18 protein-coding genes are annotated in these 16,105 nt (G+C 68.1%); 11 read left to right on the forward strand and 7 right to left on the reverse strand.

What is annotated here, in order from left to right:
- Nucleotides 1–13: 13 nt before the first annotated feature.
- From A5747_RS10150 to eccE, 6 genes are all read left to right on the forward strand, one after another.
- Complete coding sequence (locus A5747_RS10150) at nt 14–307, forward strand: WXG100 family type VII secretion target (RefSeq protein WP_076123678.1); 294 nt, start codon at nt 14–16, stop codon at nt 305–307.
- A gap of 29 nt (nt 308–336) precedes the next feature.
- Nucleotides 337–627 carry a WXG100 family type VII secretion target gene (locus tag A5747_RS10155; RefSeq protein WP_076116046.1) on the forward strand — a complete coding sequence of 97 codons (291 nt, stop codon included), beginning with the start codon at nt 337–339 and terminating at the stop codon, nt 625–627.
- A gap of 10 nt (nt 628–637) precedes the next feature.
- On the forward strand, nt 638–1,519 hold the full coding sequence (locus A5747_RS10160; RefSeq protein ID WP_076123679.1) for an ESX secretion-associated protein EspG: 882 nt from the start codon (nt 638–640) through the stop codon (nt 1,517–1,519).
- A gap of 79 nt (nt 1,520–1,598) precedes the next feature.
- Nucleotides 1,599–2,996, forward strand: a complete 1,398-nt coding sequence (gene eccD, locus A5747_RS10165) for a type VII secretion integral membrane protein EccD (RefSeq protein WP_142245514.1) — start codon at nt 1,599–1,601, stop codon at nt 2,994–2,996.
- On the forward strand, nt 2,993–4,384 hold the full coding sequence (gene mycP, locus A5747_RS10170; RefSeq protein WP_076123681.1) for a type VII secretion-associated serine protease mycosin: 1,392 nt from the start codon (nt 2,993–2,995) through the stop codon (nt 4,382–4,384). The genes eccD and mycP overlap by 4 nt, the downstream gene beginning before the upstream one ends.
- Entirely contained in the window at nt 4,381–5,379 is a 999-nt protein-coding gene (gene eccE / locus A5747_RS10175; RefSeq protein WP_083700288.1) for a type VII secretion protein EccE, read from the forward strand. Before mycP ends, eccE begins: the two co-directional genes overlap by 4 nt.
- Here the strand turns inward: eccE and A5747_RS10180 are convergent.
- Entirely contained in the window at nt 5,366–6,547 is a 1,182-nt protein-coding gene (locus tag A5747_RS10180; RefSeq protein ID WP_076123703.1) for a S9 family peptidase, read from the reverse strand. The genes eccE and A5747_RS10180 overlap by 14 nt on opposite strands.
- Before the next feature lie 154 nt (nt 6,548–6,701).
- On the opposite strand from A5747_RS10180, the gene A5747_RS10185 reads away from it, so the two are divergent.
- Complete coding sequence (locus tag A5747_RS10185) at nt 6,702–7,487, forward strand: trans-aconitate 2-methyltransferase (protein WP_076123682.1); 786 nt, start codon at nt 6,702–6,704, stop codon at nt 7,485–7,487.
- Here A5747_RS10185 and A5747_RS10190 read toward each other — a convergent pair.
- From A5747_RS10190 to bluB, 3 genes are all read right to left on the reverse strand, one after another.
- Nucleotides 7,476–8,273 (reverse strand): Stf0 family sulfotransferase, encoded by a 798-nt coding sequence (locus tag A5747_RS10190; protein WP_076123683.1) that lies wholly within the window; start codon nt 8,271–8,273, stop codon nt 7,476–7,478. The two genes, A5747_RS10185 and A5747_RS10190, sit on opposite strands and share 12 nt — an antisense overlap.
- A 66-nt stretch (nt 8,274–8,339) precedes the next feature.
- Complete coding sequence (locus A5747_RS10195; protein ID WP_076123684.1) at nt 8,340–9,731, reverse strand: sulfatase; 1,392 nt, start codon at nt 9,729–9,731, stop codon at nt 8,340–8,342.
- The gene (gene bluB / locus A5747_RS10200) at nt 9,728–10,405 is read right to left on the reverse strand and encodes a 5,6-dimethylbenzimidazole synthase (protein ID WP_076123685.1); all 678 of its coding nucleotides are present in this window, start codon (nt 10,403–10,405) and stop codon (nt 9,728–9,730) included. Before bluB ends, A5747_RS10195 begins: the two co-directional genes overlap by 4 nt.
- Before the next feature lie 67 nt (nt 10,406–10,472).
- Between bluB and A5747_RS10205 the strand changes: the two genes are divergently transcribed.
- Nucleotides 10,473–10,766, forward strand: a complete 294-nt coding sequence (locus A5747_RS10205; protein WP_369805046.1) for a hypothetical protein — start codon at nt 10,473–10,475, stop codon at nt 10,764–10,766.
- Here A5747_RS10205 and A5747_RS10210 read toward each other — a convergent pair.
- A complete protein-coding gene (locus A5747_RS10210) occupies nt 10,750–11,232 on the reverse strand; it encodes a hypothetical protein (protein WP_076123686.1) in 483 nt (160 codons plus the stop codon). The two genes, A5747_RS10205 and A5747_RS10210, sit on opposite strands and share 17 nt — an antisense overlap.
- Nucleotides 11,233–11,372: 140 nt before the next feature.
- Between A5747_RS10210 and A5747_RS10215 the strand changes: the two genes are divergently transcribed.
- The gene (locus A5747_RS10215; RefSeq protein WP_076123687.1) at nt 11,373–12,026 is read left to right on the forward strand and encodes a L,D-transpeptidase; all 654 of its coding nucleotides are present in this window, start codon (nt 11,373–11,375) and stop codon (nt 12,024–12,026) included.
- 7 nt (nt 12,027–12,033) lie between these two features.
- On the opposite strand, the gene A5747_RS10220 is transcribed toward A5747_RS10215, so the two are convergent.
- Both A5747_RS10220 and A5747_RS10225 read right to left on the reverse strand, forming a co-directional pair.
- The gene (locus tag A5747_RS10220) at nt 12,034–12,525 is read right to left on the reverse strand and encodes a nuclear transport factor 2 family protein (RefSeq protein ID WP_076123688.1); all 492 of its coding nucleotides are present in this window, start codon (nt 12,523–12,525) and stop codon (nt 12,034–12,036) included.
- A complete protein-coding gene (locus A5747_RS10225) occupies nt 12,512–13,132 on the reverse strand; it encodes a TetR/AcrR family transcriptional regulator (protein ID WP_076123689.1) in 621 nt (206 codons plus the stop codon). The genes A5747_RS10220 and A5747_RS10225 overlap by 14 nt, the downstream gene beginning before the upstream one ends.
- A gap of 38 nt (nt 13,133–13,170) precedes the next feature.
- Between A5747_RS10225 and A5747_RS10230 the strand changes: the two genes are divergently transcribed.
- Both A5747_RS10230 and A5747_RS10235 read left to right on the forward strand, forming a co-directional pair.
- Nucleotides 13,171–14,397 carry a hypothetical protein gene (locus A5747_RS10230; RefSeq protein ID WP_076123690.1) on the forward strand — a complete coding sequence of 409 codons (1,227 nt, stop codon included), beginning with the start codon at nt 13,171–13,173 and terminating at the stop codon, nt 14,395–14,397.
- Between the two features lie 154 nt (nt 14,398–14,551).
- On the forward strand, nt 14,552–16,105 hold a 1,554-nt coding region (locus A5747_RS10235; RefSeq protein ID WP_083700291.1), incomplete at its 3' end, for an Hsp70 family protein.

Below are 16,105 nucleotides of genomic sequence, written 5' to 3' on the forward strand. Positions count from 1 at the left end.
GAGAGAAATCACTATGAGTCTTCTGGATGCTCATATTCCGCAGCTGGTGGCCGCGCAATCGGCGTTCGGCGCCAAGACGGCGTTGATGCGCAGCACGATCAGCCAGGCCGAGCAGGAGGCGCTGTCGGCGCAGGCGTTCCACCAGGGTGAGGCCTCGGCCGCGTTCCAGGCCGCCCACGCCCGCTTCGTGGAGGTCGCGGCGCGCGTCAACACCTTGCTGGACATCGCCCAGGCCAACCTCGGCGACGCCGCGGGCACCTATGTGGCCACCGACGCCGCGGCGGCCTCGAGCTACACCGGGTTCTGATCCCACCGACCTACGCGAAAGGACTTGTGATGTCGCAGATTATGTACAACTACCCGGCGATGCTGGCCCACGCCGGGGACATGTCGGGCTACGCCGGCACGTTGCAGGGGCTGGGCGCCGATATCGCCACCGAACAGGCCGCGCTGCAGAATGCGTGGCAGGGCGACACCGGGCTGACCTACCAGGCTTGGCAGGCGCAGTGGAACCAGGCCATGGAAGACCTCGTGCGCGCCTACCAGGCGATGTCCACCACGCACGAATCCAACACCATGGCCATGCTGGCTCGCGACACCGCCGAGGCCGCCAAATGGGGCGGTTAGTTCCGACTAGATGAGCGTCGAACCCAACGCCGTCGAGTTGACGGTCGATCACGCGTGGTTCATCGCGGAAAGCATTGGGGCGGGGAGCTTCCCGTGGGTGCTGGCGATCACCACGCCGTATCGTGATGCCGCGCAACGCGACGCGTTCCTCCAACGTCAGAGGGCCGACCTGATCCGCATGGGTCTGGTGGCCGATGACGGCTCCAAGACCGGCAGCGTCAACCCGGCGGTGGCGGACTGGATCAGGGCGGTGTGCTTCCCGGACCGGTGGCTGGACCTGCGCTACATCGGCCCAGGCGCGGCCACCGGCACCGGCGAGCTGCTGCGCGGCGTTGTCGCGCGGCGCGCCGGCGCAGGCTCCAAAACCATCGTCGCGCTGCGCAGCGCGCAATTGATCACGTTTACCGCGATGGATATCGACGATCCCCGCGCGCTGGTCCCGGTCCTCGGTGTCGGGCTGGCGCAGCGGCCGCCGGCCCGGTTCGAGGAGTTCAGCATGCCTGCCCGCGTGGGCGCGCGGGCCGACGAGCGGCTGCGGTCCGGCGCGCCGCTGGCCGAAGTCCTTGACTACCTGGGCATCCCGAGCTCGGCGCGACGCATGGTGGAGTCGGTGTTCGCCGGTCCGCGCAGCTACGTCGAGATCGTCGCCGGCTGTCGCCGCGACGGGCAGCACGCCACGACCGACGTCGGAATGAGCATCGTCGACACCGCCGAGGGCCGGGTACTGGTCAGCCCGTCGCGCGCGTTCGACGGCGAGTGGGTTTCGACCTTCAGCCCGGGCACACCCTTTGCCATCGCCTGCGCCGTCGAACAGCTGACCGCCCAGTTGCCGGATGGCCAATGGTTCCCCGGCCAGCGGCTGTCCCGAGACTTTTCCGCCCAATACTCATAGCAGCAACTAGATAGAAAGAGAGCACGATGTCCCAGAAACGGCCCCAGTATTCGAGGGTCCAGTGACGTCCGGCACTGTCATGCCTATCGTCCGCGTGGCCATCCTCGCGGAGAGTAGGTTGACGGAGATGGCGCTGCCCGCGGAGTTGCCGCTGCGCGAAATCCTGCCCGCGGTGCAGCGTTTGGTGGTTCCCGCGGCGCCCGACGAGTCCGATGACGCCGGCGACATCCAGGCCGGTTCTCAGCTGAGCCTCGCCCCCGTGGGAGGGGCGCCGTTCAGCCTGGACGCCAGCCTCGACACCGTCGGGGTCGTCGACGGGGATCTGTTGGCGTTGCAGCCGGTGCCCGTCGGTCCGGCCGCGCCGGGGATCGTCGAGGACATCGCCGACGCCGCCATGATCTTCTCGGCCTCGCGGCTAAAGCCCTGGGGCACAGCGCACATCCAGCGTGGCGCGCTGGCCGCGGTGATCACGGTCGCCTTGCTTGCGACGGGCCTGGGGGTCGCCTACCGGGTGGCGACCGGCGCGCTGGCCGGGCTGATCGCGGTCGGTGTGATCGCCGCCCTCACGGCGCTGGCCGGGTTGCTGGTCAAACCCCGGGGGGCGGGGACGGCGCTGTCGATCACGGCGCTGGCGCCGATCGGCGCCGCGCTGGCGTTAGCGGTGCCCGGGAAATTCGGAGCGGCACAGCTGATGCTGGTCGCGGCCGGCGTGACGGCATGGTCCCTGATCGCCCTGATCGTTCCCAGCGCCGAGCGCGAGCGGATCGTGGGCTTTTTCACCGCGACCGCGGTGGTCGGCGCCGGGCTGCTGCTCGCGTCCGGTGCCGAATTGATTTGGCGCCTACCGACATTGACCATCGGCTGCGGCCTGATCGTGGCGGCCCTGCTGGTCACCATCAAGGCGGCTCAGCTGTCCGCGGTGTGGGCGCGCTTCCCGCTGCCGGTCATCCCGGCGCCGGGCGACCCAACCCCGTCCGCCCCGTCGCTGCGGGTGCTCGAGGACTTCCCGCGCCGCGTCCGCATCAGCGACGCCCATCAGAGCGGTTTCATTGCCGCCGCGGTGCTGCTCAGCGTCCTGGGATCGGTGGCGATCGCGCTGCGCCCGGAGGCATTGAGCGGGGTGGGCTGGTACGTGGTGGCCGCGACGGCGGCCGCATCGATCCTGCGTGCCCGAGTGTGGGATTCGGCCGCGTGCAAGGCGTGGCTGCTCGCTCAGCCGTATCTGGCGGCCGGCGTCCTCGCCGTGCTCTACGCCGCGACGGGACGCTACGGCGCCGCGCTGGGCGCGGTACTCGTGCTGACCGCGCTCATGCTCGTGTGGGCGGTGGTCGCGCTGAACCCGGGCATCGCGTCGCCGGAAAGCTATTCGCTGCCGGCGCGTCGGCTGCTGGGCTTCGTCGCGGCGGGTCTCGACGGCTCGCTGATCCCGGTCATGGCGTACCTGGTGGGGCTGTTCGGCTGGGTACTCAATCGATGATTCGAACCGGATTAGCCTGCGCCACGGCGGCTCTGGCCGTCGCGGCGTGGGCCGCTCCGCCCGCGTTCGCGGTGAGTCCGCCGGCGGTCGACCCCGGCGTGCCACCGCCCGGCGGCACCCCGGGACCCGGGGAGTCGATGGAGCAGCGCGGCCCGTGCACTACCTCCGGTGTCATCCCCGGCACCGATCCCGGTGTGGTGACGCGCAGCCAGGCGATGCTGAATCTGCCTGGGGCCTGGCAGTTTTCCCGCGGCGAAGGCCAGCTGGTCGCGGTCATCGACACCGGGGTACGACCCGGCCCGCGGCTGCCCAACGTCGAACCCGGCGGTGACTACGTGGAGACGACCGACGGCCTGACCGATTGCGACGGGCACGGCACCCTGGTCGCCGGCATCATTGCCGGGCAGCCCGCCGGCGAAGACGGCTTTTCGGGCGTAGCGCCCGCGGCGCGGGTGCTGTCGCTGCGGGCGATGTCGGCCAAGTTCTCACCGAGAACGCCGGGCGGGGATCCGATGCTGGCGCGCGCCTCCTTCGACATCGCGACGCTGGCCCGCGCGATCGTGCATGCGGCCGACCTGGGCGCGAAGGTGATCAACATCTCCACGGTGACCTGCCTGCCCGCCGACCGGCCCGTCGACCAGGCCGCGCTGGGTGCGGCGATCCGGTATGCGGCCGTGGACAAGGACGCGGTCATCGTGGCCGCCGCGGGCAATACCGGGGCGACGGGATCGGTGGGCGGCGGAACGTCCTGCGAATCGAACCCGCTTACCGACCTGGGGCGTCCCGGTGATCCGCGGAACTGGGCCGGCGTCGCGTCGGTTTCCATCCCGTCGTGGTGGCAGCCGTACGTGCTGTCGGCGGCGTCCCTGACACCGGATGGCCAGGCCTCGAAATTCACCATGGCCGGACCGTGGGTGGGTGTCGCGGCACCGGGCGAAAACATTGCGTCGGTGAGCAACCGGGACGGCGGCGGTCTCGCCAACGGCCTGCCCGACGACCACCAGCAGCAGATCGCACTGAGCGGCACCAGCTATGCGGCCGCTTATGTGGCCGGTGTCGCGGCGCTGGTCCGCAGCAAGTACCCGGATCTGACGGCCGCCCAGGCGATCCACCGCATCACGGCGACCGCGCACAACGGTGCCCGCGCGCCGTCGAATGTCGTCGGCGCGGGCAGCGTCGACGCGGTGGCGGCGCTGACCTGGGAGCTGCCCGCCGGCAACGGGCCCGGCGCGGCCGCGGCGAAGCCGGTGGCCGTACCGCCGGCGCCGGCGCCGAGAGACACCACACCACGGACCGTCGCGTTCGTCGGGACCGCCGCGCTGGCTTTGCTCGTCGCGGCCGTCGCCGGCATCGCCGCGATCGTCCGACGAAAGGAGACCACCCCGTGAGTGCGCCACCTGTTCCAGGAAGCGGCCGAATCACCTTGGCGGCGTTGGCCGTCGTGCCCGCGGTGCTGGCCTACCCCTGGCAGTCCACCCGCGACTACTGGCTGCTCGGTATCGCCGCCTTCGCCGTGATCGTGCTATTCGGCTGGTCGCGTGGACTGTACTTCACCACCATCGCGGGCCGCCGGCTCGCGATCATCGGACGCCGGAGCGGATTCGTACCGCGGTCCGGGCCCGCCACCAAGACCACCGCGCTGCTGCGCATCGGGGCCCCGGTCGGCGATTCGGATGCCCTGCCGCTGCCGGTGATCGCCGGGTATCTGGATCGCTACGGCATCCGCGCCGACAAGATCCGAATCACCAGCCGCGGCAACGAATCCGACGCATCGCGCCGGGAGACCTGGATCGGGCTCACCGTGTCGGCCGCCGACAATCTGACGGCGCTGCGGGCGCGCTCGGCGCGGATCCCGTTGCACGAGACGGCCGAGGTCGCGGTGCGCCGGCTCGCCGATCATCTTCGTGAGCTCGGGTGGGAGGCCGGCACCGTCGGGCCCGACGACGTGCCTCGGTTGCTCACCCCGAATGTCCGCGAGACGTGGCGCGGTGTGCAGCGCGGCGGCTCGGATTACATTGCGGCATACCAAGTCAGCGTCGACGACGGATTAGCGGACACTTTGGACGCGATCCGGTCCTATCCGGCGCGCGAGACGTGCACGGCCCTGGAGATCGCCGCCTCCGGGCCGGGAAACCGCGCCACGATCGCGGCCGCATGTGCATTCCTCACCGAGGCCCCGCCGAAAAGCGGTGCACCGCTGGACGGCTTGACGCCGCAACGCGGAAACCACCAGCCGGCGTTGGCGGCGCTGGATTTGTCGTCCACGGAACGCCTCGACGGGCACACGGATGCACCCGCCGACCTGCTGACGCGGCTGCGCTGGCCCAGCGCGGCGGCCGGGAAGCACCGGGAACCGCGGACCGAGGCCGTCAGTCGAACATGAATCCATGCAGGAAGCTGGTCATCCGGCGCAGATAGTCGAGCTGACTGATGTGCAGCACATGACTGCCCGGAAACCAGTGCAGCGCACAGTGATCCCAATGCCGCCACAGCATCACGGCCTGGTCCGGCGGGGCCATCCGGTCACCCAGACCGGTGATGATCATCCGACGGTCGACCAGCGGCCGGTAGTTCAGCGGGCAGTGATAGGACAGCCCGGCGTTTAACTCCTCACGGCTGATCTTGGACAGCCGCAGGCCGAGCCCGACAAGTTTGTTGGCGGGGAACCATTCGTCGAACATCGTCGCGGGAGTGACGACGGGGCAGTTGGGAATGACGGCCTCGAGCCGGTCGTCGACCGAGGCCACGAGCGCGGACGTGTAACCGCCCAGCGAGATCCCGGTCAGCGCGATGCGCTCGACGCCGGTGTGGCGCAAATAGTCCACGATGGAACGGAAGTCGTGCACGGCCTGGGCCATCGCCTCCGCGAAGCCGCTCAGTCCGCCGGCGAAATAGCCGAATCCGCTGAACGGCGAGAACCTTTCGGCCCGTTGGCCGTGAAACGGCAACGTGTACATCAAGACGTCGTAGCCGGACCGGTAATACCAAGGGAGGGAGAAGAATCGCCCGTTCGCCAGATACGACGATCCCATGAAACCGTGGATGACGCACAGCGTTGGGCGCGGTCCGTCGTCGTGCCGCCAGTGCTGCGCGCGCACGGTGTTGTTCGACCCCCACGCGCTCCATTGCCCGCGCATGGCGGGATTGATCGCCGTGAAGCTGCTGGGGAACGCGATGTTGTCCACGGTGCCGCGGGCAATCCACTCCGCGAGCCGACTGGCCGGCCGCGATGACACCCGCGGCAGTTCGGTGGGCGCCGGAAACGACGTCGCCGGATCGTGCTCGGCCGCCAACTCGGCGTAGAAGTTCAGGTTGTCGCGTTCGGTGGAGGCGGCCTGGCGCACCGAGGTGGCGAGAACGACCGGTGCGACCGTGGTCGCCAGCACGGACGAGACCCAGGTGCGCAGCGCGAGATCCCCGACCGCGGATGCCTCGACGACCATCCGATCGCGGGGCGACAAGGCGGAGCGCGGCGGCAATCCCTCGGCGCCGGGCGGGACGTCGGCGCCGGGCGCGTCGGGAAGCGGAATGGGCGTGGGATCGAACGTCACGAACGCCGATGCTAGCCCGACCGGCCGGGGCGCTTGGCCGGTTTCGGATCGGCGCTGTGGAATGCGGGCCCACTCGGGCGGCGCCGGGAGCGCATACGGTAATACGGTTCTGTCTATCAGCGGACTAGCGACGGTATCGATCAGGAGGACCGCCATGTGGGATCCCGACGTCTACCTGGCGTTTGCCGACCATCGCAGCCGCCCGTTTTACGACTTGCTTTCGCGGGTAGGTGCCGAGCGCGCCCGCCGCGTCGTCGACCTCGGTTGCGGCCCCGGCCACCTGACCAAGTACCTGTCCAAGCGCTGGCCCGGCGCGGTGATCGAGGCGATGGACAGCTCACCCGAGATGGTCGCGGCCGCGCGGGAGCGCGGCATCGACGCCACCACCGGTGACTTGCGGGAGTGGAAGCCCAAGCCCGACACCGACGTGGTGATCAGCAACGCGGCGCTGCACTGGGTGCCCGAACACGCCGACCTGCTGCTGCGCTGGACCGGTGAACTGGCGCCCGGATCCTGGATCGGCGCCCAGATCCCGGCCAACTTCGACACGCCGTCGCATGCCGCGGTGCGGGCGGTGGCTCGCCGCGAGCACTACGCAAAAACCATGCGCGACATACCATTTCGTGTCGGGGCGGTGGTCCAGTCACCGACGCATTACGCCAATCTTCTGATGGACGCCGGATGCCGGGTGGACGTCTGGGAGACCACGTATCTACACCAGCTGACCGGCGAGCACCCGGTGCTGGAATGGATCACCGGCACCGCGCTGGTCCCGGTCCGCGAGCGCCTCGACGACGAGAGCTGGGAGGAATTTCGCCAGGAACTCATCCCGTTGCTCGACGATGCCTATCCGGCCCGGTCCGACGGGACGACGATCTTCCCGTTCCGGCGGGTGTTCATCGTCGCCCAGGTCGGCGGCTCGCAACCCTCAGGTGGGTAGCCCCAGCGCCGGCGCCTCTTCCCGATAGCGGTCGACCCACTCGTCGGAGCGCTGATTGGCCTGCCGTTCCAGCATCGGCGGGGGAGCCAGCTTCGGATCCTGTCCGAGGGCGATGAGAATGTCGGCGACGATCGAAGTCAGGTTGCGCCACAGCACCGGGTAGGAGATGTCGATCGGTTCAATGGCTTCCTCGGCGAACCAAGCGCGCCAGCTCGTTTCCTGGCCCCGCAGGTTCCTGACGATGTGTGCGATGGCGCCCGCGTGATAGTCGGCTCGCGAGTCGCGCTCGGGGTCCGGCCGGCCCCGCCACACCTGGGTCTGCACGGCGCGCCAGAACGACACCGCCTGCGACACCACGTCCGGTCGATAGACGTGCACGTAGACCGGCTCGCTGCCGATCACATCGCGGATCGCCGCGCCCAGGGTGTCACCCGAGCGGTCCGGGAGCTTAGCCGCGCGCTCCAGCAACAGCGGCGTCTGGTTCCACATCAGCTTGCCGCCCCAGATGCCGTTGGGCGTACGGCCGGAACTACGGATGTGCTCGCGCCACGCCTCCGGCGTCGCGGGGTCCGGGGTGCCGGGAACAAGCGGATCGAGCAGTCGCAGGATCGACTCGTCCTCGGCATCGGCGAACCACTGCCGGGGCTGGGGCGCCATGCCGGTGGACGGCAGGTATTGGAAAAACTCTTGCGGTTCCCCGGCGCATCCGGTCGCGCGCAGCGATTCCACCAGCAGGGTGCTGCCGCTGCGCTGTGTGGCGAGTACCAGATAGGACGTCGCGGACATCGGATTAGCCTACCGCGCAACTCATTGCGGCAGAATCGCCGCGAATTAGCTTCACGCTGAACGCAACTATTGCTCGGGCGGCGCTGCCTCTTCCTCGACACCGCGGTCGACGGCGATCGCCGAGCGGCTGGTGGGCGCCCTGTGATGGATCCGTAGATATGTCTCGGTATAGCGCTGCGCGATGCGGGTGCCGGCGAAGTCCGAAGGAATGACGTCTCCGGTTCGTTGGCGCCAATCATGCAGGCGCACAGCCAGATCGGACGCGATCACCTCCATCCCGGTGCCGCCACCGGTCAGCAAGTTGACCGTCTCGGTGGGGTCCGCGCGCAGATCGTAGAGTTCGCGCTGCGGACGCGGCGCCTTGACGAAGGGCGCGACGGCTATGCCGGACGGGCTTTCCTCGATGTCCCACGGCAGGTCCAGCACCGGCCGCGGCACGTAGTTCTCGATGTAGCTGTATTCCTTTGTGCGAATTGCGCGGATCGGGTCGAAGGAGTCGTGATAGGTCTTCATCGTGTAGACGTGGTCGCGCACGGGGTCGGCGTGGTTGTCCGGGGTGAGCAGGGCGTGCGCGTGCGATACGCCGTCGACTTCGGCCGGGATGTCGAGGCCCAGCAGGTCCAGCAGGGTGGGGACCAGGTCCACGCCGCTGAACAATTCGTCGTAGACCCGCGGCGCGATGTTCCGGTTGGTGGGCGGGCGGATCATCATGGCGATGCCCGTTCCGGCGTCGTACAGAGTGGATTTGGCGCGCGGGAACGCCGCGCCGTGATCGGTCAGGAACACCACCCAGGTGTTGGCGTCCAGTCCGGTCTCGGCCAGCGTGTCCAGGAGCTCGCCCACCGCGGCGTCCGCGGTGGCGATGGATCCGTAAAAGTCCGCGAGATCCTGGCGTACCTCGGGAGTGTCCGGCAGGTAGTCGGGCAGGTCGACGGCGGCGCGGTCGGCCGGCGCATAGCGATCGCGCGAGAAGGGCCGGTGGGTTTCAAAGAACCCGGCCGTCAACAAGAACGGTTGCTCGGATAGCGCCGGCGCGCCCTGATGCAGCCAGTCCCGGACCCTGTCCACCACGTATTCGCAGTAGGAGTTCGACACGTCGAATTCGTCGAACCCGAGGCGCTTCGGATACGACGTCTCGTGCTGCATACCGAAAAGCGCTGAGTACCAACCCGATCCGGACAATATCTGGGGAAGGGTGCGGACTCCGCTGCGGTACTCCCAGCCGTGGTGGGCCAGGCCGACGAGCCCGTTGCTCTGCGGGTAGCGCCCGGTGAACAGCGATCCCCGAGACGGCGAGCACAGCGGCGCGGTGGCGTGGGCGCGGGTAAACAGGATGCCCTCGGCGGCAAGTTTGTCCAGGCGTGGGCTGGACACATCCGGGTTGCCGTAGGCGCCGAGGTGGCGTCCGAGGTCGTGCCAATGCACGATCAGGACGTTCTCGCCCGTCGACTCCGTCACATCGTCACCGCGCCGTTGTCCCGCGCCGGCTGGCCCCAGTGGTTTTCGGAGACGAACTCCGACAGCGGCCGCCCGACGGTCCAGCCGTCCAGTTCCAACGCCGGGCGGTCGGGAAATTCGGGCACCGGGCCCAGGCACAGGATGGCCACCGGTTCGGCGTCGTCGGGCATGCCCAGCAGGTCCGCCAACCGGCGCGGCTCGAACAGGGAGACCCAGCCCATGCCGAGGCCTTCCGAGCGGGCCGCCAGCCACAGGTTCTGGATTGCGCACGACACCGACGCGAGATCCATCTGCGGCAACGTCCGCCGGCCGAAGATGTGCCGACCACGGTCGTCACCCAGCGCGACCACGAAAAGCTCGGCGCAGTCCAGGATGCCCTCGACCTTGAGCGCCAGAAACTCCTCGCCCCGCTCTCCCAGGGCGGCGGCGGTGCGCGGGCGCTCCTCGTCGACGAGCGCGTGAATGCGCCTTCGCAGCAGGTCATCGGTGATCCGGATGAAGCGCCACGGCTGCATGAGGCCGACACTAGGCGCGGCATGCGCCGCCTGCAGCAGACGAACCAGCACGTCATGGGGCACCACGCCGCCCCGTACGAACCGGCGCATGTCGCGGCGCTCGGAGATCACCCGGTACACGGCACGGCGCTCCTGCGGATTGAATGCGTGATCACTCACACGGCCATCGTAAGAATCGCGGCGGAGGAAAATGCTTCGGAGCGGTTCGTCACGAAGGGAGTGTCGCGTGAAGCTTTCCGGTAATTTCCCCGCATTCGAGCAGCTGCCCACCGACGGCAGCGTCGCAGGTGGCTACGGCCAGCCGTACCAGACGCCCGACGGCGCCACGGTGATCCCGGTGGCCAAACCGGTCGGTGTGTTCGTGATCCGCGGCGGCGAGGCGCGCTGGGTGGCGGCCGTGGATTCCAACCGGGTCGCGCTGATCGGAGTGCTTACCGGCCTGTTGGCGGCGGTGATCGCCAGCTTGGCGGTGCTCCGGCAGCCGCCCTGGCCCCGGATCACGCTCACGGACTATAAGTGACGCCGACCGCCCGAATGACGTATTCGGCCGGCACGTCGAAGGCCAGCGACCGCAGCGGCAGCACGTCGAGGACGTCCTCCGGGATGGTCGCCTTGTAGTGCAGCTCGAGTTCGCCGCTGAACTTCGGGTCGACTTCGGCGACATCGAGGTTGACCTCCAATCCGGTCGCCGAAATCTCGGCCTTCGCCGCGCCCGTCTGGGGAGCGTCCCAGCGCACGTCGACGGTCGGACCGGCCAGCTTCGGCAGCATTGACAACGTCGCCAGCACCCGCTCCGACGTGAACACCAGCGAGCCCGAGTAGCTGGCCACGCTGTGCGGCAACCGCGCGCCCGGTATCACGCCGCTGAACCGCCGGGTCACCGCGACGTAGTCGGCGAGATAGATGAGGCCCTCCGCTTCGACCTGAGCGTGCAGGTCTTCGGGTAGCTTGCCGATGCCGAACAACCTCCGGACAAAGACCGCCATGACGCCAGTATGACTCGGTATGGCCCGCGCGTCTTGGCCGCCGGTGCCCACGCTCGGCGCCGGTTGATCACGCCAGGGTGACACAATCGGGCCCAAAACTTAACTTGACCTGGGGTTGCCGCCACCTGACCATTGACTCCATGCGCCGACTGCTAGCTTTGCTGTGCGCCGCGGCGTGCGTGATATGTGCGTCGGTATTCCTCGCGCCGGTGAGCGGCGCGGCCACCCCCTGGTTCGCCAACTCGGTTGGCAATGCCACACAAGTGGTTTCGGTGGTGAGCACCGGCGGTTCGAACGCGACGATGGACGTCTGGCAACGCACCGCCGCCGGCTGGCAGGACCTGCGGAGCGGCATTCCCACCCACGTCGGCTCGGCGGGCATGGCGCCGCAGGCCAAGAGCGGGGTTCCGGCCACCCCGATGGGCGTCTACTCCCTCGACTCCGCTTTCGGCACGGCGCCGAATCCGGGCACCGGTCTGCCGTACACGCAGGTCGGACCGAACCACTGGTGGAGCGGCGACGACCACAGCCCCACGTTCAACTCCATGCAGGTCTGCCAGAAGTCGCAGTGCCCGTTCAACACGGCCGACAGCGAGAACCTGGAAATCCCGCAGTACAAGCACGCGGTTGTGATGGGCGTCAACAAGAACAAGGTTCCCGGCGGCGGCGCGGCGTTCTTCTTCCACACCACCGATGGTGGACCCACCGAGGGCTGCGTCGCGATCGACGACGCGCAGCTGGTGTCGATCATGAAATGGCTGCAACCCGGCGCGGTAATCGCGATTACGAAATAGTCGGGCTTTATGTCGCCAGCGCGCGGCCGGGCTTGATCTTAAAGTCCATGCCCTCCAACGACATTGTGGCGTCGTAGGTCCTGTCGTAACCGGTTCCGCTGATCTTCCAACCGGCATCGGTGCGCCGGTAGGTGTCGCGGTAGAAGGCGGCGCCGATCAGCATGAAGTTGAGGTCGGCGACGATGACCCGGTCTTGGAGATACCAGCTGCCCGTGGCGGTGTCGCCGTCCACGGTGATGTCCGGATGGGTCACCCGGTGCTCGGTGATGACGTTGAGGGGCAGCGATGTCCGCATGTACTCGACGAGGTCGGCGCGGTTGGTGAAGTGCAGTTCGTTGCCGATCGACGGGCCGTAGTCGGCCGTGATGTCCTCGGCCAGTGTGTCCGCGAAGTCGTCCCAATGCTTGGTGTCCAGCGCACGCAGGTAGCGGTATTTGACTTGCTTGATGGCTTCGATGTCCGCGAAGTCTTGAGGGGTCATCCCGTCATTGCAGCACACGGGTGACCATGTCGATCAGGGCGCGTCGTTCCAGGCTCCAATCGATGGGCGTGCCGGTGATCATCTGCGCCAGCACCACACCCCGCAGCGCGGCCCAGATCACCTCGGCCACACCGGCATTCGCGGGATCCTCGGTGATCAGCCGGCCGAGTTGGCCGATCGCGGAGTTCATCTCGAGCAGATGCCGCCGCGAGGATTCGCCCGGGCCGCCGCGCGTCACCCGCAGAATCTCGAAGGCGGCCATCGAAGTGGGGCTGCTGTAACAGCTCCACGCGGTGTCGACGACGACTTCGATGCGCTCGCGCAGCGGCAGCTCGCTGACGTCCGCCGACGACAGGCTCTCGATCAGTCTGTCCACTCCGTCGTCGACGACGGCCATCAACAGGCCGTGGCGGTCGCCGAAGTGGTACTGGATGACCCCCCACGTCACGCCCGCGCGTTCGGCCACGTGCTTGGCGGTGGCCGCGGCGAAGCCCTCCTCCACGATGCAGCGGACCGTCTCGTCGATGATCTTCGCGCGGGTATCGTCGCCGCGTTTGCGCGGCGCGGTGGTGCGCCGGGTGGGACCGACCGTGCGCCCGGTTGTCTGGCCTGCGGCAATGGACATTGTTGACTTTATAACATAGTCGAGTCTATTTTTGGGCGGTGAGCGGATCCCGATACGCGTCGTTGTCGCGCGAGCAGCTGACCGTCCTGGTTCCCGAGCTGCTCCTGATCGGGCACATGATCGACCGTTCCGGGATGGCCTGGTGCATCAATGCGTTCGGCCGCGAGGAGATGGTGCAGATCGCCATCGAGGAGTGGGCGGGCGCCAGCCCGATCTACACCAAGCGGATGCAGCGCGCGCTGAACTACGAGGGCGACGACGTGCCCACCATCTTCAAGGGCCTGCAGCTCGACATCGGCGCCCCGCCGCAATTCATGGATTTCCGCTACACCATTCACGACCGCTGGCACGGCGAATTTCAACTCGACCACTGCGGCGCCCTGCTCGACGTGGAGCCGATGGGCGAGGAATACGTGTTCGGGATGTGCCACACCATCGAGGACCCGACGTTCGACGCCACCGCGGTGGCGACCAACCCCCGCGCGCAGATGCGCCCCATCCACCGGCCGCCGCGGGTTCCCGCGGATCGTCATCCACATTGTGCGTGGACGGTGATCATCGACGGGTCCTATCCCGAGGCCAAGAGCATTCCGGCATTGGACATCGTCCGTCAAACCCGCGCTGCGACATGGGAACTCGACCCCATCGATCGATCCGACGAGGGCCAGCCGGATTACTCCGGTGCGCTGCTGTCCGACTTCGACTTCGCCGCGTTCTCTCACTCGGCGCTGGTCCGGATGGCCGACGAGATCTGCCTGCAGATGCACCTGCTGTACCTGTCGTTCGCGGTCGCGGTGCGGGCACGCGCGGCCGACAACGCCGAAGCCGTGTCCATCGGCACCCGCGGCCTGATCGGCCTGGCCGGGCTGGCCGCGGAGCGGATCCATCGCGCGCTCGGGTTACCCGACGGGGTCGACGGGGCGATGCGGGTTCTCGAGCTGCACCCGCTGATGAACCCGGCAGGCTATGTCGTGGCGGAGACCGACGCTAACCGCCTGGCCGTGCACGCCTCGCCGGCACACGACGACGGCGCCTGGATATCGCTGTGCTCACCCGGATCCGCGCAGCCGCTGCAAGCGATTGCGACGGCCGTGAATCCGCGGCTCGCCGTTGAGGTTTGCGGCACCGATACCGACTGGATCGCGGAAGTGATTGAAACCGACACGCCCGCAGCCGAACTGCCAGAGGTATCGGTGGCGAAGGTCAGTCGCGGAGCGTCATTCCAGTTCGAGCCGAGGCGTTCGCTGCCGCTGACGGTGGTGTGACTTCACGCCCCTTGTCAAGGGGTTTTCGGTACCGCTTCGGTGACACAACCGCATCGAGCGTATACCAATGGCATTGCAAGCCATCTGCTTTGAGCGTGTCCACGGCTAAGGTTAACGCTGGCCACCGACCCCTATAGACGAAAGTTTTCGATCTATGTACGACCCGCTCGGGTTGTCGATCGGGACCACAAACCTGGTCGCCGCCAGTAACGGAAGTCCACCGGTTTCACGCCGCGCTGTGCTCACGCTGTATCCGCACTGCGCGCCGAAAATCGGTCTGCTCGACGACAATCTGCCGTTGAGCGAACAAGGCGTGCTCATGCGCGGCTTCGTGGAGCGGGTCGGTGATTCGGTGGCGCTCGTCTCCCCCGACGGGTCCGCTCACGACCCGGACCTGTTGTTGGTCGAGGCCCTGGACGCGATGGTGCTCGCCGCCGGTGCGGACGCGGCCTCCTCGGAGATCTCCATTGCGGTTCCGGCATATTGGCAGCCGTCGACGGTGCAGGCGCTGCGTGACGGGCTACGAACGCATCTGGGCTTCGTCCGCAGCGGCGTGGCGCCCCGGTTGGTCTCGGACACGATCGCGTCGTTGACGGCCGCGAACGCTGAGCTGTGCCTCGCGGCGACCGGTGTGGTCGGGCTGCTCGATTTCGGCGGATCCGGCACGTCCGCGACGTTGGTGAGCATCGCCGGCGATTTCGAACCCGTCAGTCCCACATTGCGTTACGCAGAGTTCTCCGGCGACGAGATCGATCAGGCGCTGTTGCTTCGGGTCTTCGAGGAACTCGGACACGGCAGCGGTATCGACCCCGCCAGCACCGCGGCCGTCGGCCAACTCGGCCTGCTCAGCGAGCAATGCCGCGTGGCCAAGGAGCGGCTGTCCACCGAGACGGTGATCGAATTCGGCGCCGAGCTCGGTGGCCGCCGATGCAGCATGAGGCTCACTCGCGACGAGCTGGGCGACCTGATACAGGATCGCCTGAGCGGATTCATCTATGCGTTCGACGACATGCTGGCCCGGCAGGGCAAGAGCTGGACGGACCTCGCGGCGGTGGTCACCGTCGGTGGCGGCGCCAGCATTCCGCTTGTCACCGAGCGCCTTTCGGTGCATTCCCGCCGACCGGTCGTCACACCGTCGCAGCCGGCGGTCGCCGCGGCGGCCGGCGCTTTGATGTTGGCTTCCCGGGGTGAGGAAGTGGAGCTCCGTACGCGCACATCCTTCGGCCTGCTCACCACGTCTGCGGGCGGCGACGTCACCGAACTCGCGGCCGGCGACGTGCTGGTGATCGACCACGACGCGATGACGGATCGCGAGTTGGCTTGGTCTCAAACCGAATATCCCGGCGATGTGCGGTTGCCGTACACGCCGGCCGCCTACGACGAGGATGGCCCGTCCGGCTGGTCGATGCGTCTCAACGTGATCGAACCGCCTCCAGAACGACCCTGGCGGCGATTCCGGCTGTCCCAGTTGATCATTGGGCTATCCGCCCTGGTGGCCATGACCGCGGTCGGCGGCGTGGCCTACTCGCTGACGGGCATCGAACACCGGCAGGCACCGCCGGCGCCCAGCGTCGCACCGGCGCCGCCGGTCGTCAGCCCCCTGGTGCCGAGGCCGCTTCCCCCGCCGCCCACCGAGGTAGCCGGTGATGAGGAAATCGATACGGACACATTTATAGAGCGGGTCGGCGCGCTTGAGGCCACCAGCACC

It is taken from the genome of Mycobacterium sp. IS-836 (genome assembly GCF_001954275.1).
In the GTDB taxonomy this organism is placed as follows: domain Bacteria; phylum Actinomycetota; class Actinomycetes; order Mycobacteriales; family Mycobacteriaceae; genus Mycobacterium.

Coding starts and splice junctions, on each gene's coding strand:
- A5747_RS10150 (WP_076123678.1), top strand. CDS start 14: ATGAGTCTTCTGGATGCTCATATTCCGCAGCTGGTGGCCGCGCAATCG.
- A5747_RS10155 (WP_076116046.1), top strand. CDS start 337: ATGTCGCAGATTATGTACAACTACCCGGCGATGCTGGCCCACGCCGGG.
- A5747_RS10160 (WP_076123679.1), top strand. CDS start 638: ATGAGCGTCGAACCCAACGCCGTCGAGTTGACGGTCGATCACGCGTGG.
- eccD (WP_142245514.1), top strand. CDS start 1,599: ATGCCTATCGTCCGCGTGGCCATCCTCGCGGAGAGTAGGTTGACGGAG.
- mycP (WP_076123681.1), top strand. CDS start 2,993: ATGATTCGAACCGGATTAGCCTGCGCCACGGCGGCTCTGGCCGTCGCG.
- A5747_RS10185 (WP_076123682.1), top strand. CDS start 6,702: ATGTGGGATCCCGACGTCTACCTGGCGTTTGCCGACCATCGCAGCCGC.
- A5747_RS10190 (WP_076123683.1), bottom strand. CDS start 8,273: ATGTCCGCGACGTCCTATCTGGTACTCGCCACACAGCGCAGCGGCAGC.
- A5747_RS10210 (WP_076123686.1), bottom strand. CDS start 11,232: ATGGCGGTCTTTGTCCGGAGGTTGTTCGGCATCGGCAAGCTACCCGAA.
- A5747_RS10215 (WP_076123687.1), top strand. CDS start 11,373: ATGCGCCGACTGCTAGCTTTGCTGTGCGCCGCGGCGTGCGTGATATGT.
- A5747_RS10225 (WP_076123689.1), bottom strand. CDS start 13,132: ATGTCCATTGCCGCAGGCCAGACAACCGGGCGCACGGTCGGTCCCACC.